Here is a 21,589-nt window from a genome sequence, read left to right on the forward strand (position 1 = left end):
TGATAAAAACAGTGCAAAAAACCAGCAAAATAGGGTATTACTTGCCGATACAAAAATCGTTGAAAATACTACCTAATATCTCCTCTACATCAACTTTTCCAACTATCATACCCAAATGTCTTGTAGCTAATCTTAAATCTTCTGCAGCTTTATCAAAGTCTTCAATTTCTTTTTTTTGATTAAAGTTATTTAGATGATCCAGGCACTGTTCCAGATGCTGCCTGTGTCTCTCTCTCGTGATTAAAATATCATCACTTGTAATAAATTTATTTTTTAAATTATTTTTTATTTTAAATATTAATTCTTCGATGTTTTTATTTTCTTTAATCGAAATCAAAACATGATTTGTTTTTTTAATTTCTGGATCAATATCTTTTTCTAAAAGATCAGCTTTATTTATAACTAAAATTGCATTTTCTTGTAACAAATCTTTCAAAACTTCAGTAAAATCAGGGCTTTTTGCATCAATCACAACAAGCTTTAAATCTGCTTCTTCGGCTCTATTTAGAGATAATTTAATACCTTTTCTTTCTATCTCATCTTTAGAGTCTCTTATTCCGGCTGTATCAGAGATTATAACTGGATAACCATCTATATTTAGATGGGTTTCAATCACGTCTCTAGTCGTGCCTGCAATTTCAGAAACTATTGCTACATCCCGATTCGATAAATGATTTATTAAACTAGACTTACCAGCATTAGTTGGTCCCAGAATAGCAATTTTAAAACCTTCTCTAATTCTTTCTCCAACTTTTTGATCGTTTAATATTTTTTGAATTTTATTTGTTACTTCATCTGAACTGTTTTTTATTTCATCTGAAATATTGTTAGGCAAATCTTCCTCTGGAAAATCAATTTTTGCCTCTACATGTGATAAAATTTTTAAAAGTTTTTCTCTTAGAAAATTAAATTGATTAGATGATTTTCCATTCATGATTTTAATTGCTTGTTGTCTTTGAATTTCTGTTTCTGAAGAAATCAAATCAGCAATACTTTCTGCTTTAAGTAAATTTATTTTTCCATTTTGAAATGCTAATTTTGTAAATTCACCTGGCTCAGCTAATCTACAATTTTCTATATCTGAAAGAGATGAATGTAGGGCATCCACAACAGCTTTGCTTCCATGGACTTGAATTTCAGCCATATCTTCGCCTGTGTAGCTCTCAGGACCAGGAAACCAAAGGATTAGTCCTTCATCAATCAGCTCAGAAGTGTTGATTTTGTTGATTTTTCTTAGTGTTGCTACTCTTGGTTTTGGTAGCTCCTTACCAGTTAAAAGTTGAATTACTTTTGACGTGTCTTGTCCTGAAAGTCTGATAACCGCTACACCCGAAACACCTGGGCCACTTGATAAAGCATAAATTGTCATTCAAAGATTATATCTTCAAATTTATGTCTCTGTAAAACTTAAAATTGTGATGAAAAATTCTTTTAAGCTGGTTTATTCATCGAGTTAAAAAACTCAGCATTATTTTTTGTGTCTTTTAATTTTGAGTTAATAAACTCTATAGCATCCATGGTTCCCATTGGAGCAATTATTCTTCTAAGCACATTCATTTTTTGTAAATCATTTTTATCAAATAATAATTCTTCTCTTCTTGTACCTGATTTTGTTATGTCAATCGCTGGGTATATTCTTTTATCTGCAATTTTTCTATCTAGTATTGTTTCGCTGTTACCTGTTCCTTTAAATTCTTCAAAAATAACTTCATCCATTCTGCTTCCTGTATCAATTAATGCAGTTGAGATAATTGTTAATGAACCACCTTCTTCAATGTTTCTTGCTGCACCAAAAAATCTTTTAGGTCTCTGAAGCGCATTTGCATCAACACCTCCTGTTAAAACTTTACCGGAACTTGGTATTACAGCGTTATAAGCTCTTCCTAATCTAGTTATAGAATCTAACAAAATAATAACATCTTTTTTATGTTCGGTTAGTCTCTTAGCTTTTTCAATAACCATTTCGGCTACTGCCACGTGCCTTTGAGCTGGTTCGTCGAAAGTAGAGCTAATTACTTCACCTTTTACAGTTCTTTGCATGTCGGTTACTTCCTCTGGACGTTCATCAATTAACAGAACCATGAGGTAGCATTCTGGATAATTTTTAGCTATCGAGTTCGCAATGCTTTGCAAAATCATTGTTTTTCCAGCTTTAGGTGGAGAAATAATTATAGATCTTTGTCCTTTACCGATTGGACTAACCAGATCAATAAGTCTTGGTGTTAAATCTTGTTTTTTTTCAACTTTTGTAGTTTCAACTTCCATCACCAGCTGTTTATCTGGGTATAAAGGAGTTAAGTTATCAAATGCAATTTTATGTCTTGCTTTTTCTGGTTCCTCAAAATTTATCTTACTAACCTGTAATAATGCAAAATATCTTTCTCCTTCTTTAGGGGCTCTAACTGGTCCTTCAACTGTGTCTCCGGTTCTCAAACCAAATTTTCTAATTTGACTCGGGCTCACATAAATATCATCTGGTCCTGGAAGATAATTTGATTCCATTGCCCTTAGAAAACCAAAGCCATCTTGTAATAATTGTAAAACACCTACACCAGTAATCTCCTCTTTTTCAGCAACTTTTTTAAGAATTGCAAAAAGTATTTCTTGTTTTCTTAACGTACTAGCATTTTCTATACCAAGCTCTTCTGCTTGCGCAATGAGCTGCTCGGATGATTTAAGTTTTAGTTCTTGAATATTCATGATTAATTATTTGATAAGGACCTATCGGATATTGTTAATATATATGCTACTTTTGTTTTTTCAACCCTAGATTGGCTTAAAAATAGCCAAAAATACAACAATAATCAAAATTACCGTTGGTATTTCGTTAATAATCCTAAAAAATTTAGCTGATCTTGTATTTGTAGAATTTTTTAAAGCAGAAAGACATTTTCCTAGATAATCATTATATGCAGATAGCAATATCATTAAAACAATTTTTATTTGAAACCATAATTGAGAGAAAATTTCTATTCCATTGAGGTGAATTAATACTAATCCAAAAACCCATGTAAAAATCATTGCAGGTCGCATAATGTAAAAAAATAATCTTTTTTCCATCACTTCAAATATATCGGTTGCTTCTTTTTTCTCATTATTTTCTACATGGTAAACAAAAATTCTAGGAAGATATAAAAGACCAGCCATCCAAGAAACAACAGCGATTAAATGTAAAGATTTAAATAATAAATAGTAGTTCATATATTAGATATTTCTTTCAATTAAGGATTTTAGTAAAATGATATGGTTATTATTATCATTTAGACAGGGGACCATATCAAAATTTTCTCCTCCAGAATTTAAGAAGCTTTCTTTACCTTGAATTAAAATTTCCTCCAAGGTTTCTACACAATCAGATGCAAAGCCTGGACAGATTGTAAGAACATTTTTGACACCTTCTCTAGGTAAATTTTCTAAAGTCTTATCGGTATATGGCTGAAGCCATTCTTGTGGGCCAAATCTTGACTGAAATGTAGTTTTAATTTCAATTGAAGTCAATTTTTCTGAAACAAGTCTTGTAGTTTTATGACAATAACAATGATAAGGATCACCTTTATCAAAATATTTTTTTGGTATTCCATGATAAGAGGCTATAATTAGGTCTGGTTTCCAATTAATTTCTTTTATTTTTTTATTAATCGAATTAACAAGAGCATCTATGTAAAGTGGATCAGATTCATAGTGAGGAATTATTTTTAAAGATGGTTGCCATCTCATTTTCATTAAAGTTCTGTAAACCTCGTCACAAACTGTTGCCGTTGTAGCTGCTGCATATTGTGGATAAAGAGGGAGTATCACTAAATTTTCACAACCCATTTCATGTAATTTATGGATCTTACTTTTAATACTTGGATTTCCATACCTCATTGCAAAATCTATAATAATATTTTCTTTTGATATAGATTGTGAAATTTTCTCACTTTGCTTTTTTGTATAAAAAAGAAGTGGAGAAATGTTCTCATCTTTCATCCAAATTTCTTTATAGGCTTTGGCAGTTTTAGAGGGTCTAAAATTCAGTATAAACATATTTAAAATTATCTGCCAAATTACAGGATTCACTTCAATAACTCTTCTATCGGAAAGAAACTCTTTTAAATATTTTCTTATATCGAGCCAACTAGTGGAGTCGGGTGTGCCCAAATTAATTATAAGAACGCCTGTTTTGCCATACTTTACAGGAGGATGGTTATTATCAATCATTTAATAATTTTTTACAATTTTTATTATATTTTCTACCATTATCGGATCAGTTTCTGGCAAAATACCATGACCGAGATTAAATATATATGGATGATCTTTAAAAATTTCTAAGTATTTAAAGGCTTCTTTTTTTAAATTATCATAATCGGTTAAAAGTATCTTTGGGTCTAAGCCTCCTTGTATGGGTATTTTTATATCTTTTAATATTTTTTTTGGATCAACATTATAATCAATACTAATAGCATCAGGTTTAACAATGTCACAAAATTCTTTATAGTTTTTAATTTCTCTTGGAAAGCATATCACTGGTACATTTAAAGATTTTACAAAATTTACCAAATTTAAAGTTGGCGTATAAATATAGTTTGGTAAATCTTTTTCTTCTAATAATCCAGCCCAACTATCAAAAATTTGAATTATATTTGCACCGTTATCAATTTGATTCTTTATATGGACTTTCAAAAATCTTTCGATAATTAGTAAAATTCTATTTATTAAAAAATTGTCTTTAAAAAAATCTTTTTTTAAATTTTTCTTAGGTGATTGTTGGTTGATCATATAAACTAATAATGTCCATGGAGCCCCAACAAATCCGATAATGTTTTTGTCATTTAAATTTGGATTTGTGCTAACTTTTTTTACAGCTTTATAAACACGGTGTATTTTTTCAACAAAATCAATTTCATCAATTTTTGAAATTTCATTTAAATTTAATTTTCCCAATCTCGGTCCAAAATTTTTTTCAAATTCTACTTTTTGACCTAAGCCATATGGCAACATTAAAATATCTGAAAATATTATTGCAGCATCTAGATCAAATCTTTTTATTGGTTGTAATGTTATTTCTGATGACAAATCATCATTCAAACATAAATTTATAAAATCAGAATTTTTTTTTCGAATTTCTCTAAATTCTGGTAAATATCTTCCTGCTTGCCTCATGATCCATATAGGATTAAAAGATGTATCCTTGTTAATTATTATTTTGTGTAAAGGTTTCATAAATAATCTTTATAAATAATTGTAGTTGTAATATATCCTGTGAATAAAGGTGATTATTTTTTATAAACATAATATTCACATTTTACCAACATCCTTTCAAAGCAAAACTGTTTAAAATGAAGCTTTTTTGACCATGCTAATTTTTGTGGATTGTTAAAATCTATTTATTAATAATGTTAATAAAAAGCATTTTTTACAAGAATTATTTAAGGAGCTTAAAATTACATAAACTAATTAAAATAATACAAATTTATTAACAAAATTTTCATGAATAATACATACCAAATATATTTAATATCCGATTCAACCGGTGAAACTTTAGATAGAATATTCTTAGCTCTTAAAGTACAATTTTTAAATATAGAATACAAAGTTCACTCTTATTCTTTTACAAGAACAGAAAACCAAATCTTGAAGATTTTAGAAGATGCACAAAAAAATAAAAATTCAATTATTTTATATACTATAGTGGACAATAGCTTAGCTAAATATTTGGCTAATGCGAGTCAGGATAAAAACATTCCTTGTTTTGGGGTCTTGGGAAATCTTATACTTAATTTTTCAAAAATCTTAAATCAAAAGGCAACACATGAGCCTAGCGGTCAACATATATTAAATGATGAGTACTATGATAGAATTGAAGCAATTCAATTTACAATGAATCATGATGACGGAAATTTAATAAATGAAGTTGATAAATCAGATATAATTCTTGTAGGTGTTAGCAGAACCAGCAAAACACCCACATCTATTTACTTAGCTAACAAAGGATTTAAAACATCAAACATTCCTTTAGTAAACGAAAACTCATTACCCGAAAATCTTAAAAAAAATCCTAAAATGGCTTGTGTAGTGGGATTAAGCACCGAACCAGAAAGATTAGCTGATTTAAGGAAAAATAGAATGAATTCTTTAAAAGAAAAAGAAAATATTCAATATACAAATTTAGAAAATATTAAAAAAGAAGTTTTAGATGCAAAAAAAACATTTCAAAAATATAAATGGCCATTAATTGATGTAACAAGAAAGTCTGTTGAAGAAACGGCAGCATCAATCATAAAAATTCACGAAATATATTTAAACAATGCCAAATAAAATTATTCTTGCATCTAAAAGCAAGGTCAGAAAAGAAATTTTAGATAAGAACAACATTGAAAATGATGTTGTCCCATCAAATGTTGATGAAGACATTGTTAAAATTAGTTTATTAAAGAAACAGGTAAGCCCTGAAATAATATCAAAAAACCTAGCAGAACTAAAAGCAAACAAGGTTAGCTTAAAAAGAGTTGATCAAATAGTATTGGGCGCTGATAGTGTCATTGATTTAGAAGGCGAGTTAATTTCTAAGCCAAAGAACAGGGAAGAGGCCATGTCTATCCTGAAAAAACTTAATGGTAAAACTCATCATTTAATTAGCTCTGTCTGTATATCAAAAAATGGGTCTATGATTTGGAATTATACTGATAAAGCCGAGTTAACCATGAAAAATCTTTCTAATGAGGAGTTAACAGCTTATTTGTCCGAAATATCAGATGAAAACCTTTATGCATACAATGTTTATCAAATAGAAGGCAAAGGTAAAAATTTGTTTGACAGTATAAAAGGCGACGAAAGTACTATTATGGGACTTCCTGTTGCAAAGATAAAAGAGTATATAAGCTCTTTGTAATGAAAAAATATTTCGTTATAGGCAATCCTATTGAGCATTCACTGTCCCCAAAACTTCAAAACTGGTGGTTAAAAGAAAATAATATTTATGCAACTTATGACAAAATTAAATTAGATGATCATGAAATTAAAAATTTCATTCAAGATATTAAGGAACAAAAGATAGCTGGTTGCAATGTGACCGTTCCATTCAAAAAAAAAGTTATTCCTTTTTTGGATAAATTAAGCCCAGAAGCAGAACACACTCAATCAGTAAACACAATTATTTTTGATAATGGTGATTTAATTGGATACAATACAGATATAGCTGGTTTTAATACTGCAATCAAAAAGCTAAACTTTAAAGCAAAAGGCAAGAAAGTTTTAATTTTGGGTGCTGGCGGCGTAGTCCCTTCAATAATTTTTGCCTTAAAAAATATGCACGTTCAAGAGATAATAATTAGCAATAGATCTAGGGAGAAGGCAGAAAATTTGAGAGATTTATTTGATAATCTTAAAATTTTAAAATGGGGAGATTTAACAGATTTTGATATGGTAATAAATGCTACAAGTCTTGGCTTAAATGATGAAACAATAAATTTAGATTTTTCAAGTTCAGGACATAATAAATTATTTTATGACGTTATTTATAATCCTACTGAAACTCGTTTTTTGAAAATGGGAAAAAAATTAGGACATAAGACGGAAAATGGTAAAACCATGTTTGTTTATCAGGCTTTAGCAGCATTTAAATTATGGCACAATATTGAACCCAAAGTTAATCTAGATACATTCAAGCTTTTAGATAATGATTAGAATTGGAATTTTAGGAGACATAGGATCAGGAAAAAGTTTTGTAGCAAAGGCCTTTAGTTATCCAGTTTTCAATGCAGATTACGAAGTATCAAAACTTTATAAAAAAGATAAAGAAATATTTATTAAGTTAAATAAAAAATTACCAAATCATATTTATAGATTTCCAATAGAAAAAAAAGAAATTACAGCAGCAATACTTAGTAATAAAAGTAATTTAAAAAAAATAATTAAAATTATTCACAAAGAGATAAGAAAAAAAATGAAATTATTTATTAAGAAAAACAAACACAAGAAAGTTGTAATATTGGATATACCTCTATTGTTAGAAAATAAAATAAATACTAAAAAGGATATATTGATTTTTGTTGATTCAAAAAAAAAAGATATAGAAAAAAGACTTATAAAAAGAAAAAATTTTGATCAAAATTTGTTCAATAAATTTAAAAAATTACAGTTTTCATCTTTTTATAAAAAGAGAAAATCTCACTTTATAATCAAAAATGATTTCAAAAAAAAATCTGTTAAAAATGAAATCAAAAATATTTTAGAAACAATTTTATAAATGAAAGAAATTATTATAGATACTGAGACCACAGGCATATCTGTAAAGGATGGTCATAGAATAGTAGAAATAGGCTGTGTTGAGCTCGAAAATTTAATACCAACAAAAAACAAATTCCACTGTTATTTAAATCCAGAAAGAAAGGTTTCAGAACAAGCTTTTAAGGTTCACGGTTATAGCGATGAATTTTTATCTAAACAAAAAAAATTTAATGAAATATTCGAAGATTTTTTGGAATTCATAAAGGACAAAAGACTTGTAATTCATAATGCAGAGTTTGATTTAACACATTTAAATAATGAACTTAAAATAATTGGAAAAGAAAAAATTGATAATGAAATTATAGACACTGTGACATTAGCCAGAGCTAAATTCCCTGGATCTCAAGCAAGTTTGGATGCTTTATGTAAAAGATTTGGTATAGATAATTCTAGAAGAGTTAAGCATACTGCTTTAATAGATTGTGACCTACTTGCAAAAGTTTACATTAATTTAATTGATCAAAAAGAGCCAACCTTACAATTTCAAAACTCTGATCAAGACAATTTAAAGATTGATAGCAGAAATAATGGTTATTTTAAGAAAATTATAAATGCAACAAAAGAAGAAAAAAAGAAACATGAAGATTATTTAAAGAAAAATTTGAAAAAAAATTTTTTTTAACTAAATCTTTGCTTATATAGCTCTTCAAAATCAACTTTTTTACTGAATTTTACACTTTCATATCCAGAGTCATGTAAAAGATTTAAAAAAGCCCTTTCCAAATTTGGATAAATCTCATTTTGTAAATCACATATAATAATTTTTTCTAACTCTTTTTTGCTACTTATTTTATCGATTAATTTAATTATTGTTGAGTAATTCATTTCAAAATATGCTTTTTTTTTATTATCTTCTTTATCTTGAAATACAAATTTAGTGGTGACTTCTATCATTTTATTTTTGAGTGCTTTTGACGTAATATCGATACCAAGTTTGTATTTAGAAATAATTTCTCTTACAAATAAATAGGTTTCAATGTCTGGAGTTTCGCTTGATGCATCTTTGATATATTGCCCTAAAACTTTATACTTTTCTGTCATTGTCATCTTCTATATCTTCAAACTCTCCATCAATGAAATTATTTCTATCTGTTTTTTTGTTATTAATTTTTTTTAAGAAGTAATTTAAAATAATATTTCTAGTAATTGGGAATATAAGTAGAAAGCCAACAATATCAGTAAAGAAGCCTGGTATTATTAGTAGCAAAGCTGCAAAAGCGATTACAGCTCCAGAAATCATTTCGTGAGTCGGTGCTTCATTTTTACTTAATTGTATAAATCCAGACCTAAGTGTATTTAAACCTTCGTATTTCGCATAATAAATTCCAATTATCGCAGTTGTAAAAATTAATAAAATTGTTGTTAATGCACCTATTTGAGAGCCAATTTTAATTAAAAGGTAAATTTCAATAATTGGCACCAGAATTATGGCTAATATTATTGAGTTCATTTGTCTTTAATCTAAATTGCTAGTTGAAATTAATCAACATAGTAATTACTATCATCTAATGAATTATAGTTTCGAATACATTGATATTATCTTACTGGCGATGATAGCAGGATTTATTTTCTTGAGGCTAAGAGGTATATTGGGAAAAAGAACTGGTTTTGAAGGGAAAGCAACAGGTCAATTCCAAGAGATATTGAAGAAAGTTGAAGAGGTCCAACCTAAGAAAGTTAGTGATACTTTTGATGCAAAAGCACAAAATGAATTCTTAAAAGGAGCAAAAATTGCTTATGAGACAATTATTACAGACTTTAGTGATAACGACAACAAAATCATAGCTAGCAAGCCACTATTAAATAAAGAAGTATTTGACCAGTTTAATAAGGCCCTAAAGGAAAGAAGCAATAGAGGACATTTTGCAGAAATTACATTTATTGGGATCAACTCAGCAAAGGTAAAAGAGCATAAGAAAACAGGGAGCATATTAAATGTAACAGTAGAATTTATTGCAGAAATAATTACTTGTATTAAAGATAAAGATAAAAAAATAATTTCTGGAAGTCCTGATAAAATTAAGAAGATTTATGATACATGGGTTTTTTCAAGAGATATGACGTCTCCAAATCCTAATTGGAAATTAATAAATATTTTAGCCTAATTGAATAATAATATCTCAGATAAAGATAAAAAAGATTGGCAGAATTTTTTAGATAGCAATAATAAATTAGAAGATAAAGATCTAATAAAAAAACAAAGAAAAAATTTTAGCACGAAGACGATCGATCTTCATGGGTACTCTCTTCAAGAATCAAATAAAATTATAGAAAACTTTATCAATAAAAATTATGAGGAAAAAGTAAATAAATTAATCGTTGTTACTGGAAAAGGTCTGCATTCAAAAAATGAAAAAGACCCATACGCGTCAAAAGAATTTGGTATTTTAAGATATTCAGTTCCAGAATATATTAAAACAAATGAAGCTTTAATGAAAAAAATAATTCAAATAAAAGAAGCAGACATAAAAGATGGTGGTAGTGGTGCTTTTTATATATATTTAAAAAAATTAAAATAAAAAAATAAAATCACCGATTATGTTTGTTTGGTTAGCATCATATCCAAAAAGTGGAAATACTTTAGTTAGATCTATGATTGCTGCATATTTCTTTTCACAAGATGGAAATTATAATTTTGAGTTAATAAAAAACATTAAACAATTTCCGAATATAGGATTATTCGAAAAAATGGGTATTGATATAACAAAAGAAAAAGAAGTATTGAAAAACTATATTAGAGTACAAGAAACATTTAATAAAAAAGATGCAACTCAATTTTTAAAAACACATAGCTATCTATTTAATATTGATAACAACCCATTTACTGATTTAAATAATACATTAGGTGTAATTTATGTTGTAAGAGATCCTAGGAATGTAGTTACATCTGTAGCTAACCATATGAGTATATCAAAGGAGGAGGCAACAAGAATAATGATTGAGGAATTTAAATTTGGTGGAGATATTAGTTCTAAAAATTCTGATCGTACTAGAGTTTATATGGGAACTTGGGCCGGTAATTATAATAGTTGGAAATCCCTTAAAGAACATAGCAAATATCTTTTAATTAAGTATGAGGATTTAATTAGCAATAGGGACTTTGCTTTCAGAAAAATATTAAAGTTTCTCCACAAAATTAAAGATACAAAATTTAAAATTGATCAAGAAAAATTTAAAAACGTTATTGAAAGTACAGATTTTTCAATAATGAAAAATTTAGAAAAAAAAAGTGGTTTTGATGAAGCAAAAACTAACCCAAAAACTGGAAAAAAGGTTCCCTTTTTTAATCTTGGACCTAAAAATGATTGGAAAAAAATACTTCCAGATGAATTAAAAATAAAAATTGAAAAGCACTTTAAAAAGGAAATGAAAGAACTTGGTTATCTATGATTAGTAAAGATTTAGAAAAAATTTTTAATGAGGCTGAAAGTCAAAAAAATAATGGTAATTTTTATGAAGCAATTAAATTATTTCTGAACATTTTAGAAACAAATCCTAATTTTGAGCCAGCTCTTAACAATGTTGCTAATTGTTATTTTCAAATTAACGAAACAGACTTGGCGGAGGAATATTATTTAAAATGTATTAATATAAATCAAAATAATATACTGACACTAAATAATCTTGCTATATTGTATTTGAAAATTAAAAAATTCCAAAAGGCTTTGGAGTATTTAAGTTATTCTTTAGAAAAAAATTCTGATCAAGAGCAAGTGGTTGAAAAAAAGTCATACTGCTTATCAGCTTTAAATTTAAGTAATGAGTTAGATAATTTTTCAAAAAAGTTTATTCAAGTATATCCAAAAAATAAAATAATTTTGTCTTATTATAGACGAAATTTATTTAAAATTGGTAGATATAAAGAGGGGTTAGAGGCATATCAAAAAGAAACCGGTGTAATTGAATTAGATGATGATAATATAAACATTGTTTCCGAATGAAAAAAATTAAATTATCAAATGAGTTAACACCACATTTCATTGGAAGTTGGAATATTTCAAACGATGAATTATGTAAAAGTATAATTACCTTTTTTGAAAATAATCCCAATTTACAAAAGAAGGGTGTTACATCTGGAAATACCTTAAATGAAGAGGTAAAAAAGTCTACAGATATAACTATAAACCCAAACAGTTTAGATGATAAAGATCGTGAAATATTTATAAGGTATTTTAAACACTTAAATGAGTGTTTTTTAGATTATAAAGAACAATTCCCTTTTTTAAAAACTTTTATTAAAAAAATAGGAATTGGTCCCTTTAATATTCAAAAATATTCATCTGGTGATCATTTTTCAAAACTTCATTCTGAACGAACTAGTGTATCTACTTTACACAGATTGTTTGCATGGATGACATATTTAAATGATGTTAAAGAAGATGATGGAGGAACTACAGATTTTGATTATTATAAAATAAAAGTGAAACCAGAGCGAGGCAAAACTTTAATTTGGCCAGCTGAATGGACACATGCGCATTGTGGATCAGTTTTAAAAAAAGGAGAAAAGTTTATAATAACTGGATGGATTGATTTTAAAGTATAAATTTAGACAGATCTGTATCTTTTACTAAATTATCTAAATTTTTATTAATATAGTCTTTATTAATAACAATTTTTTCACCAGCTCTATCTGTAGCTGTAAAACTGATTTCATCTAAAATTTTTTCAATTATAGTATGTAACCTTCTAGCTCCAATATTCTCAACAGTAGTATTTACCTCTGATGCTATATTAGCAATAGCATCAATACCATCATCTGAAAATTCAAGATCGACATTTTCAGTTTTTAAAAGGGCCACATATTGCTTTATCAAACTAAAATCAGGCTCCCTTAAAATTCTTTTAAAATCTTCACTTGTTAATGCCTCTAATTCAACTCTAATAGGCAATCTTCCTTGTAGCTCAGGCAATAAATCGGATGGTTTTGCAAGCTGAAATGCCCCAGATGCAATAAATAATATGTGATCTGTTTTTATTGGACCATGCTTTGTATTTACAGTTGTTCCTTCAATCAAGGGCAACAAATCTCTCTGGACACCTTCTCTTGAAACATCTCCTCCAACCCTGTCAGTTCTTGCAGAAATTTTGTCTATTTCGTCTAAGAAAACTATTCCATTGTTTTCGGTTGATAGCTTTGCGGCTTTAATGATTTTGTCTTGTTCAATTAATTTATCTGACTCGTCATTAATTAAAATTTCATGAGATTCTTTTACAGTCATTTTTTTCTTTTTTTCTTTATTACCCATTGATTTTCCAATCATTTCACCAATGTTTATCATCCCAACATTTGCGCCAGGCATTCCAGGAATTTCAAAAGAAGCACCACTTGAACCAGTATCACTTACAACTATTTCAATCTCATTATCATCTAAATCTCCGTTTCTTAATCTTTTTCTAAAACTTTCTCTTGTCGCCAAACTTGCTTTTTTTCCAACTAAAGCATCTAAAACTTTTTCCTCTGCTGCTTTTTGTGCTTGCGCAAAAACCTCTTTTCTTTTTTTTACTTTTTCCATTGAAATAGCTATTTCAATTAAATCCCTCACGATTTGCTCAACATCTCTTCCCACATACCCAACTTCTGTAAATCTTGTAGCCTCCACTTTTACAAATGGAGCTTCTGCAAGTTTTGATAGCCTTCTTGAAATTTCTGTTTTTCCAACACCAGTTGGGCCAATCATAAGAATATTTTTTGGTAAAACTTCATTTTTCATTTCACCTCTAAGAGCCAGACGTCTCCATCTATTTCTTAAAGCAACAGCGACGGCTCTTTTTGCCTTGTTTTGTCCAACAACAAATCTGTCTAATTCTGAAACTATCTCTCTTGGAGATAAAGAACTTACCAATGAAGCTTCCTCTTTTTGACTTTTATCTTTTGGGTGCAGTTGTGTTACGTTTGATTTATCCATTATATTTTTTCTATTTTCACATTATTATTTGTGAATACACATATATCAGCTGCCACTTTGATAGCCTTTTTTGCAACTTCTTCAGCAGACATGTCGCCATCCATTAAAACTTTTCCTGCAGCTAATGCGTAATTTCCACCAGACCCTATTCCAATTACATCACCCTCTGGCTCTAAAACATCACCTGTTCCTGAAATAATATAGCTATTGTTTTTATCTCCCACAGCCATAAGTGCCTCTAATCTTCTTAAATATTTATCTGTTCTCCAATCTTTGGCTAATTCAACAGCTGCTCTTGATAAATTTCCAGCATGTTTTTCAAGTTTTCCTTCTAATCTTTCAAATAAGGTTAAAGCATCCGCAGTTGATCCCGCGAACCCAGCGACCACATCTCTTTTTTCAATTTTTCTGACTTTTGAAGCAGTGCTTTTAACAACGGTATTTCCCATACTAACTTGTCCATCACCAGCAACCACTACATCATTATTTTTTCTAACTAGCACAATTGTTGTCATATCTAATAAATGGTAACTATTTTTGATACTTCAAGTGTTCAGACTGATATTGATATAGAGAGATTATGTATGTATACCATTAAAAATATATGGCCAGAAAAGGAAAAGTATCTCGTAAAACAAAAGAAACCAGCATCAATGTTGAAGTAAATATTGATGGCAAAGGTAAGTACCAAATTGACACTGGTATAGGTTTCTTAGATCATATGCTTGAACAATTATCAAAACATTCTCTAATTGATTTAAAAATTAAAGCAAAAGGAGACACTCATATCGATCTTCATCACACAACTGAAGATACTGGTATTGCTATAGGCGAAGCTTTAAAGAAAGCTGCCAAAAAATTTGTGGGGATAAAAAGATATGCGCACACAGTTATTCCGATGGATGAAACATTAACCAGAGTTGCAATAGATGTTTCAAACAGACCATATTTGATATGGAAAGTAAAATTGAAAGTTGAGAAACTTGGAGAAATGGATACGGAGCTATTCAAAGAATGGTTCCAAGCATTTTCTCAATCAGCTGGCATCACAATGCATGTTGAAAATATTTATGGTGATAATAGTCACCACATAATTGAGTCTTGTTATAAAGCATTAGCAAGATCTTTAAGAGCTGCATTAGAGATGGATCCAAGAAACAAAAAGAACATTCCATCCACTAAGGGCTCATTATAAGTTTAATGAACGTTACAATTGTTGATTATAATTCGGGCAATATAAGCTCGGTGATAAATTCCTTTAAAGAAGTTGCTAAAGATAAAGTAAGCATAGAGGTAACATCAGATTTAAATAAGATTAAATCTTCAGATAAAGTTGTTTTACCAGGGCAGGGTTCGTTTAAAAGTTGTGTTGATGCACTTAACAACATCAGTGGTTTAGTTGATACTTTAAGTGAATTTGCGATATATAATAAAAAACCACTTCTTGGAATTTGTGTAGGACTTCAAATGTTTGCAGATATTGGTTACGAAGAAACAGAGACAAAGGGTCTTGGCTGGGTTTCAGGAAAAGTATCAAAAATAGATAACCAAAACGGAAAATTTAAACTTCCTCACATTGGTTGGAACGAAATTAAAATTGTTAAAGATAGTAAAATTTTTAAAGGTATAGAAAATAATTCTCACATGTATTTTGTTCACAGTTATGAATTTGTACCAGAAAATAAAAATGTAATTTCAGCAACAACAGATTATTCATCAAATATTGTTTGCTCTGTTGAAAAAGAAAATATTTTTGGAACACAGTTTCATCCAGAGAAAAGTGATAAAACTGGACTCAAAATAATTGATAATTTTATAAGTTTATAAATGAAAATATTTCCATCAATAGATATTAAAGATAAAAAGTGTGTGAGGTTAGTCAAAGGAGACTTTGACAACAAAACTGAATATGAAATGTCTCCAGTTGAACAAGCTAGTAAATATAAGCAACATGGTTTTAAAAATTTACATATAGTTGATTTAGATGGTGCATTAACAGGAGAAACAATTAATTTGGATGTTATTCAAGAAATAGTAACTAAATTTGATCTTAAAATCGAAATTGGTGGAGGTATCAGAAATTTTGAGAGTATTCAGAAATATACTGATGCTGGTGTTGAAAAAGTTATTTTAGGAAGTGCAGCTATAAAAGATAAAAACTTTTTAAAAGAAGCTTGTGAAAAATTTCCAAACAGGATTGCTTTAGGTTTAGATGCTAAAGATGGCTATTTATCTGTCTCTGGGTGGAAAGAAAATTCCAACAAATTAACTTTAGATTATTTAAAAGAGGTGAATGATTTTGGTGCAAGCAGATTGATTTACACAGATATCAATAGAGATGGGATGAAGCAAAGCCCCAATTTCGATGAGACATCAAAAGTTGCTAATACTTCTAACTGCCCAGTAATTATATCTGGTGGAGTCTCTTCAATTGAAGACATTAAAAAGGCTAAAGAATTAAATAATAATAACATTGAAGGCATTATAGTTGGAAAAGCTATTTATGATGGTGATATTAAATTGGATGAATTAGTAAAGGAATTAGATGCTTAAGAATAGAATTATACCATGTTTAGACGTTAAAAATGGACGAGTTGTAAAAGGAATTAATTTTGTTGATTTGCAGGATGCAGGTGATCCTGTCGCACAAGCCAAAATTTATTCAGACGGTGGAGCAGATGAAATTTGCTTTTTAGATATTACGGCATCAAATGAAAACAGAGATACTATTTACGATGTAGTAGAGAAAACTTCTAAGAAATGCTTTGTTCCTCTTACAGTTGGAGGCGGTGTTAGGAGTGTTGAGGATATTAATAAACTACTGAACTCTGGTGCAGACAAAGTATCGATCAATACTGCTGCAGTTCAAAATCCAGAAGTAGTTGCAGAAAGTTCTAAAAAATTTGGATCTCAATGCATTGTGATAGCAATAGATGCTAAAAAAAATGGTGATAAATGGGAAATTTTTACTCATGGAGGAAGAAATAATATAGGAGCTGATGCTATCGAATTCGCAAAAAAAATGGAGGATAGCGGAGCAGGCGAACTCTTAGTAACATCAATGGATAGAGATGGTACTCAAGTAGGTTATGATATTGAGCTTATGTCAAAGATATCTTCAAAGGTAAATATTCCAGTAATTGCGTCTGGTGGGGTTGGAAACTTAGATCATTTGGTAGATGGAATTAAATTAGGAAATGCAAGCGCAGTTTTAGCAGCATCAATATTTCACTACGGCAAACATTCTGTGAAAGAAGCTAAGGAGTATTTGGATTCAAAAGGAATTCCTGTTAGAATTTAATATGTTTAACACATTAGAAAGCTTAATCAAACTTGCACGTGAGAGAAAATCTTCACCTGTCGAAGGTTCATATACTAATAAGCTGCTTAATGACAAATCATTGAGTAAGGCAAAAATTTTAGAGGAAGTTAATGAATTGATTGAGGCTGTGGAGGAAAATTCAAATAAAATTCATGAGGCCGCAGATGTATTTTACCATTTGCTAATGTATATTGAGGCGAATGACATTAAAATTGAAGATGTAATGTTAGAGTTAAAAAAAAGAAAAAAATGAGTTACGACGATAATAATATTTTTGCAAAAATTTTACGTGGAGAGATACCTTGTAATAAAATTTATGAAGATGATTTTGTTTTGTCATTTCATGATATTAACCCACAAAAAAAAATTCATGCTTTAGTTATCCCTAAAGGTAAATATATTGATTTAGATGATTTTAGTTTGAATGCCTCATCGGAGGAGATGGTTGGATTATTAAAAGGTATTAATATAGTTGCAAAAAAGCTTGGTATTTCAACAGAAGTAGGTAAAGGTTACAGAGCTTTGGTAAATATCAGCGATCATGGTGGACAAGAAGTACCTCATTTACACTTTCATTTATTTGGAGGTGAACGAGTAGGAAAATTGGTTGAGTGACCAAAGAAGTCAAAAGAAATTACCTAGAAATAAACTCGCTTCAAGATCTTAAAGAAGGAAACAAGCCTTCAGAAGATTATTCTTTAAGTTTAATTGACCCAATTAATTTTCAATTAAATAAATTTTTTTACAAAACCATTGGAAAAAATCACAGGTGGGTAGATAGATTATCTTGGTCAGAAGAAAAATGGATTAATTACGTCTCATCTGAAAAGGTTAAAACTTATGTATTAAAATTTGAGGATGATTTAGTGGGATTTTTTGAGTTAATTTTTCATTCAGAAAAAAATGAAACCGAAATTGCTTATTTGGGAATATTAGAAGAATATCAAAATAAAAAACTAGGTTCTTATTTACTATCTGAGGCTATTAAAAAATCTTTTGAAAATAAAGCTGATCGTGTTTGGGTTCATACATGTTCATTAGATCATAAAAATGCATTAGGTAATTATGTTTCTAGAGGAATGAAAATATTTAAAACTGAAATTTTGAATATTTAATTCTGAACAGGGATTTTAAAAAGACCTTTTGGAAGTACCCTATTTTTTCTAACAGAGCTAAGAAAAGTAATATTAAAATTTTGATAAATATCTGTATTCTGCCACCCGACTAAATCATAAGTTTTTTTATCAAAAAAAATATTAATTTCGTTATCCTGATCAAAAATTGTGAAATTTATAAGAGTATTATCAACAATTCTTTCATCAAGATCAGAAATTTTATTTAGTAGAAAATTTTTATCTAAAATTAAATTTAAAGCAGTTTTTTCTAGTGGATATCTGTAATAACTAGTTCTTGTTTTTATTACTAAAGATTTTCCATTCGATACCAAAATTTTATTATTACTTCTTGCATATTCACAAAAGATTTTTTTTGGATACTCAATAGTACAGTTTCCATTTTCTATTTTTCCATTAATATTTTGTTCGAATTTAAAATCAAGATTTTTTGTGTCTTTCAAATTTTGTACTATTTTGTCTTTGTAGTCAGCGTTTGAGACAGAGGTGTATACAGACAAAAAAAATATTAGAAAATATCGTGGCATTAAAGCACGTCTCTTTTGCCTACATGATTTGCTTTACTAACAACCCCATTAGCCTCCATCATGTCAATAATTCTTGCAGCTCTGTTGTATCCAATCTGTAGTTTCCTCTGTAAAAATGACGTAGATGCTTTACCTTCAGACCTAATTATATCTAAAGCCTGTTCGTAAAGCTCGTCTTTCTCTCCCTGATTTTGACTATCGCCAATTTCTTTCTCATCAGCAAAATTTAGAATTTCATCAACATAATCTGGCTCTGCTTGAGATCTTAAAGAATTGTTTATTTTTTCAATTTCACTATCTGATACAAATGGTGCATGAATTCTAACTATACGATTAGCTGAGGACATGTATAGCATGTCGCCTTTTCCCAACAATTGTTCAGCGCCTTGTTCTCCAAGTATAGTCCTACTATCTATTTTAGATGTTACTTGAAAAGATATTCTAGTAGGAAAATTAGCTTTAATTGTGCCTGTAATAACATCTACACTTGGTCTTTGAGTAGCCATTATAATATGTATACCCGCAGCTCGTGCCATTTGAGATAATTTTTGAATATAATTTTCAATTTCTTTACCAGCAACCAGCATTAAGTCAGACATTTCATCAACAACAACCACAATATAAGGCATTGGAAGTTTATGTTTTGAATTGTAACTATCAATATTTCTAACGCCTTCTTTAGTCATTAATCTATACCTGTTCTCCATTTCCTTCACTACCCAGCCTAGCACAGAGGCTGCTTTTTTTGCTTCAGTAATGACCGGGCATAGCAAATGTGGAATTCCTTCATAAGTAGATAACTCCAGCATTTTTGGATCAATTAGAATAAATTTACATTTATCAGGAGTGTGTCTGTAAAGTAGCGATAAAATAATTGTATTTATACATACTGATTTACCAGAACCAGTAGTTCCAGCTATAAGCAAATGTGGCATAGATGATAAATCTCCAATTATTGGATAGCCAGATATACTTTTGCCAAGCGCTATTGGTAATTTGATATCCTTTTTTTTAAAATCACTATTGTTTAAGATTTCACTTAAATAAACATTTTCTCTGGATGTATTTGGTAGCTCAATACCGATAGTATTCCTTCCAGGAATTGTAGAAATTCTTGCTGACTCTGAACTAGTGTTTCTAGCTATATCATCTGATAAATTAATAATTTTAGAGACTTTTACTCCAGCAGCAGGCTCAAATTCGTTAAGTGTTACAACAGGCCCATGACTTACTTTTTTAATTTTACCATTAACCCCAAAATCTAATAAAATTTTTTCTAAAAATTCAGGATCATTATTTTCATTTTTTTCAGATCCTTCTCTTTCTTTTTTAGAAGGTATTTTTAATAAATCTAAAACTGGAAGCTTAAATTTAATTTTGTTATCTTTTTTGTTTTCAGCTTTTATAAAAGGTAAGTCCTCTTGTATAAGATTTTTAATTTCGTCTTGTGGTATATATTCATTTATAATTTCACTTTTATCTGTATAATTTTTCTCTTCTTTGTTTTTAAACAAAGTTGTGGACTTAAGTAATAATTTATAAAATCGAACTGGCTCAAAATTTATACTTTTTAAGAATAATAATAAATTTAAAATAATTAAACTATAAAACGATATTTGATAGTTTATAATTAAGATTTGATTTAAATAAGTTTGGTTAAGAAAAATACCTATAAAGCCACCATTACCATTTATATAAAGTGTAAATGCATTAGAATAAAAATGAGTTAAAAAAAGAGTTCCAAAAATACAATAAAGTACAACAAAAAAAATATTTTCAATTATTAAAATAAATTCTTTACTTTTTATAAGATTAATACCTGTAAACATTAAAGTTAGTGAAATTAGGTAGGCAATTAATCCAACGGATTGAAAAAATAGATCAGAAACAAAACTACCTTTAAAACCAAAAAAATTTTTAACCTCCGTGTTTGTAGAAAAAATAAAGTTTGGATCTTCAGGTGAGTAAGTTAATAATGAAATTAATAAAGTTAAGCCTAAAAATAAGAAAATTAACCCAGAGATCTCAGCTAACCGCTTAAATATAAAATCGATGAATAAATTAGCTGTTTTTTTAATATCCATATATATGAATCAATTATATCACTTTGTATCATCTAATTTTTGTTGTTAAAATTAAAAATAATATGAGAGTTTGTATTCTTGGAAGTGGTTTATCGAGCTTAACTTTAGCAAAATCTTTAGTTAATCAAAAAATTTATGTAGATATTAATTATCCTAAAAAAATATACTCAGTAAATAAAATTCGTACAATTGGTATTTCAAAAAGCAATATAGAATTTTTCAATGAAAAAATAATTAATATTGAAAAAATTGCATATAAATTAAATAAAATAGAAATTTACAGTGATAATTTAGAAAAACAAAAGTTAATTAATTTTGGAAATAATTATGATTATTTATTTTCGATTGT

At 28.7% G+C, this 21,589-nt stretch carries 28 protein-coding genes and 1 pseudogene; 18 read left to right on the top strand and 11 right to left on the bottom strand.

Annotated features, from left to right (window positions below; translation table 11 throughout):
• Positions 1-37 precede the first annotated feature (37 nt).
• From mnmE to hemE, 5 genes are all read right to left on the bottom strand, one after another.
• Complete coding sequence (mnmE, locus tag ACTT9X_RS06485) at positions 38-1,369, bottom strand: tRNA uridine-5-carboxymethylaminomethyl(34) synthesis GTPase MnmE (RefSeq protein WP_440934822.1); 1,332 nt, start codon at positions 1,367-1,369, stop codon at positions 38-40.
• Positions 1,370-1,431: 62 nt separating this feature from the next.
• Entirely contained in the window at positions 1,432-2,700 is a 1,269-nt protein-coding gene (gene rho, locus ACTT9X_RS06490; RefSeq protein WP_440934823.1) for a transcription termination factor Rho, read from the bottom strand.
• A 66-nt stretch (positions 2,701-2,766) separates the two neighbouring features.
• Positions 2,767-3,201: a protoporphyrinogen oxidase HemJ gene (hemJ, locus tag ACTT9X_RS06495; protein WP_440934824.1), complete on the bottom strand. Its 435-nt coding sequence runs from the start codon at positions 3,199-3,201 to the stop codon at positions 2,767-2,769.
• Positions 3,202-3,204: 3 nt separating this feature from the next.
• Positions 3,205-4,200, bottom strand: coding sequence for a ferrochelatase (gene hemH, locus ACTT9X_RS06500; RefSeq protein ID WP_440934825.1), 996 nt, complete (start codon positions 4,198-4,200; stop codon positions 3,205-3,207).
• On the bottom strand, positions 4,201-5,202 hold the full coding sequence (hemE, locus tag ACTT9X_RS06505) for a uroporphyrinogen decarboxylase (RefSeq protein WP_440934826.1): 1,002 nt from the start codon (positions 5,200-5,202) through the stop codon (positions 4,201-4,203).
• 267 nt (positions 5,203-5,469) lie between these two features.
• Between hemE and ACTT9X_RS06510 the strand changes: the two genes are divergently transcribed.
• Genes ACTT9X_RS06510 through dnaQ form a run of 5 tightly spaced genes read left to right on the top strand, consistent with a single transcriptional unit; the run spans position 5,470 to position 8,890 of the window.
• A complete protein-coding gene (locus ACTT9X_RS06510) occupies positions 5,470-6,297 on the top strand; it encodes a pyruvate, water dikinase regulatory protein (protein ID WP_440934827.1) in 828 nt (275 codons plus the stop codon).
• On the top strand, positions 6,287-6,871 hold the full coding sequence (locus tag ACTT9X_RS06515) for a Maf family protein (RefSeq protein ID WP_440934828.1): 585 nt from the start codon (positions 6,287-6,289) through the stop codon (positions 6,869-6,871). Before ACTT9X_RS06510 ends, ACTT9X_RS06515 begins: the two co-directional genes overlap by 11 nt.
• Positions 6,871-7,665: a shikimate dehydrogenase gene (gene aroE / locus ACTT9X_RS06520; protein ID WP_440934829.1), complete on the top strand. Its 795-nt coding sequence runs from the start codon at positions 6,871-6,873 to the stop codon at positions 7,663-7,665. The genes ACTT9X_RS06515 and aroE overlap by 1 nt, the downstream gene beginning before the upstream one ends.
• Entirely contained in the window at positions 7,658-8,227 is a 570-nt protein-coding gene (gene coaE / locus ACTT9X_RS06525) for a dephospho-CoA kinase (RefSeq protein ID WP_440934830.1), read from the top strand. The genes aroE and coaE overlap by 8 nt, the downstream gene beginning before the upstream one ends.
• Positions 8,228-8,890 carry a DNA polymerase III subunit epsilon gene (dnaQ, locus tag ACTT9X_RS06530; RefSeq protein ID WP_440934831.1) on the top strand — a complete coding sequence of 221 codons (663 nt, stop codon included), beginning with the start codon at positions 8,228-8,230 and terminating at the stop codon, positions 8,888-8,890.
• On the opposite strand, the gene ACTT9X_RS06535 is transcribed toward dnaQ, so the two are convergent.
• A complete protein-coding gene (locus tag ACTT9X_RS06535; protein ID WP_440934832.1) occupies positions 8,887-9,309 on the bottom strand; it encodes a protein-export chaperone SecB in 423 nt (140 codons plus the stop codon). The genes dnaQ and ACTT9X_RS06535 overlap by 4 nt on opposite strands.
• Complete coding sequence (locus ACTT9X_RS06540; RefSeq protein WP_440934833.1) at positions 9,293-9,718, bottom strand: FxsA family protein; 426 nt, start codon at positions 9,716-9,718, stop codon at positions 9,293-9,295. Before ACTT9X_RS06540 ends, ACTT9X_RS06535 begins: the two co-directional genes overlap by 17 nt.
• A gap of 58 nt (positions 9,719-9,776) precedes the next feature.
• Here ACTT9X_RS06540 and ACTT9X_RS06545 point away from each other — a divergent pair, with 58 nt between their 5' ends.
• The 5 genes from ACTT9X_RS06545 to ACTT9X_RS06565 are packed head-to-tail and all read left to right on the top strand — an operon-like array spanning position 9,777 to position 12,811.
• Positions 9,777-10,373, top strand: coding sequence for a Tim44/TimA family putative adaptor protein (locus ACTT9X_RS06545; protein ID WP_440934834.1), 597 nt, complete (start codon positions 9,777-9,779; stop codon positions 10,371-10,373).
• Positions 10,374-10,787 (top strand): Smr/MutS family protein, encoded by a 414-nt coding sequence (locus tag ACTT9X_RS06550; protein WP_440934835.1) that lies wholly within the window; start codon positions 10,374-10,376, stop codon positions 10,785-10,787.
• A 19-nt stretch (positions 10,788-10,806) separates the two neighbouring features.
• Entirely contained in the window at positions 10,807-11,658 is an 852-nt protein-coding gene (locus tag ACTT9X_RS06555) for a sulfotransferase domain-containing protein (RefSeq protein WP_440934836.1), read from the top strand.
• The gene (locus ACTT9X_RS06560; RefSeq protein ID WP_440934837.1) at positions 11,655-12,209 is read left to right on the top strand and encodes a tetratricopeptide repeat protein; all 555 of its coding nucleotides are present in this window, start codon (positions 11,655-11,657) and stop codon (positions 12,207-12,209) included. The genes ACTT9X_RS06555 and ACTT9X_RS06560 overlap by 4 nt, the downstream gene beginning before the upstream one ends.
• Positions 12,206-12,811: a 2OG-Fe(II) oxygenase gene (locus tag ACTT9X_RS06565; RefSeq protein WP_440934838.1), complete on the top strand. Its 606-nt coding sequence runs from the start codon at positions 12,206-12,208 to the stop codon at positions 12,809-12,811. The genes ACTT9X_RS06560 and ACTT9X_RS06565 overlap by 4 nt, the downstream gene beginning before the upstream one ends.
• Here ACTT9X_RS06565 and hslU read toward each other — a convergent pair.
• Together hslU and hslV are read right to left on the bottom strand one after the other, a co-directional pair.
• On the bottom strand, positions 12,801-14,174 hold the full coding sequence (gene hslU, locus ACTT9X_RS06570) for an ATP-dependent protease ATPase subunit HslU (RefSeq protein WP_440934839.1): 1,374 nt from the start codon (positions 14,172-14,174) through the stop codon (positions 12,801-12,803). The genes ACTT9X_RS06565 and hslU overlap by 11 nt on opposite strands.
• Positions 14,174-14,689 carry an ATP-dependent protease subunit HslV gene (hslV, locus tag ACTT9X_RS06575; protein ID WP_440934840.1) on the bottom strand — a complete coding sequence of 172 codons (516 nt, stop codon included), beginning with the start codon at positions 14,687-14,689 and terminating at the stop codon, positions 14,174-14,176. Before hslV ends, hslU begins: the two co-directional genes overlap by 1 nt.
• A gap of 89 nt (positions 14,690-14,778) precedes the next feature.
• Here hslV and hisB point away from each other — a divergent pair, with 89 nt between their 5' ends.
• From hisB to ACTT9X_RS06610, 7 genes are read left to right on the top strand one after another with little or no spacing between them, the layout of a single operon-like run.
• On the top strand, positions 14,779-15,369 hold the full coding sequence (gene hisB, locus ACTT9X_RS06580; RefSeq protein ID WP_440934841.1) for an imidazoleglycerol-phosphate dehydratase HisB: 591 nt from the start codon (positions 14,779-14,781) through the stop codon (positions 15,367-15,369).
• Between the two features lie 5 nt (positions 15,370-15,374).
• Complete coding sequence (gene hisH, locus ACTT9X_RS06585; protein ID WP_440934842.1) at positions 15,375-16,001, top strand: imidazole glycerol phosphate synthase subunit HisH; 627 nt, start codon at positions 15,375-15,377, stop codon at positions 15,999-16,001.
• Complete coding sequence (hisA, locus tag ACTT9X_RS06590) at positions 16,002-16,727, top strand: 1-(5-phosphoribosyl)-5-[(5-phosphoribosylamino)methylideneamino]imidazole-4-carboxamide isomerase (protein ID WP_440934843.1); 726 nt, start codon at positions 16,002-16,004, stop codon at positions 16,725-16,727.
• Positions 16,720-17,475 carry an imidazole glycerol phosphate synthase subunit HisF gene (hisF, locus tag ACTT9X_RS06595; protein WP_440934844.1) on the top strand — a complete coding sequence of 252 codons (756 nt, stop codon included), beginning with the start codon at positions 16,720-16,722 and terminating at the stop codon, positions 17,473-17,475. Before hisA ends, hisF begins: the two co-directional genes overlap by 8 nt.
• A gap of 1 nt (position 17,476) precedes the next feature.
• Positions 17,477-17,749, top strand: a complete 273-nt coding sequence (hisE, locus tag ACTT9X_RS06600) for a phosphoribosyl-ATP diphosphatase (RefSeq protein WP_440934845.1) — start codon at positions 17,477-17,479, stop codon at positions 17,747-17,749.
• A complete protein-coding gene (locus ACTT9X_RS06605) occupies positions 17,746-18,111 on the top strand; it encodes an HIT domain-containing protein (protein WP_440934846.1) in 366 nt (121 codons plus the stop codon). The genes hisE and ACTT9X_RS06605 overlap by 4 nt, the downstream gene beginning before the upstream one ends.
• On the top strand, positions 18,108-18,611 hold the full coding sequence (locus tag ACTT9X_RS06610; protein ID WP_440934847.1) for a GNAT family N-acetyltransferase: 504 nt from the start codon (positions 18,108-18,110) through the stop codon (positions 18,609-18,611). The genes ACTT9X_RS06605 and ACTT9X_RS06610 overlap by 4 nt, the downstream gene beginning before the upstream one ends.
• Here ACTT9X_RS06610 and ACTT9X_RS06615 read toward each other — a convergent pair.
• A complete protein-coding gene (locus tag ACTT9X_RS06615) occupies positions 18,608-19,156 on the bottom strand; it encodes a LolA family protein (RefSeq protein WP_440934848.1) in 549 nt (182 codons plus the stop codon). The genes ACTT9X_RS06610 and ACTT9X_RS06615 overlap by 4 nt on opposite strands.
• Positions 19,156-21,240 carry a DNA translocase FtsK 4TM domain-containing protein gene (locus ACTT9X_RS06620; protein WP_440934849.1) on the bottom strand — a complete coding sequence of 695 codons (2,085 nt, stop codon included), beginning with the start codon at positions 21,238-21,240 and terminating at the stop codon, positions 19,156-19,158. Before ACTT9X_RS06620 ends, ACTT9X_RS06615 begins: the two co-directional genes overlap by 1 nt.
• Before the next feature lie 23 nt (positions 21,241-21,263).
• On the opposite strand from ACTT9X_RS06620, the pseudogene ACTT9X_RS06625 reads away from it, so the two are divergent.
• Positions 21,264-21,589: pseudogene (locus ACTT9X_RS06625) on the top strand (ubiquinone biosynthesis protein UbiB); the annotation flags it as partial.

The sequence above is a fragment of the Candidatus Pelagibacter sp. genome (assembly GCF_052049855.1).
GTDB lineage: Bacteria > Pseudomonadota > Alphaproteobacteria > Pelagibacterales > Pelagibacteraceae > Pelagibacter.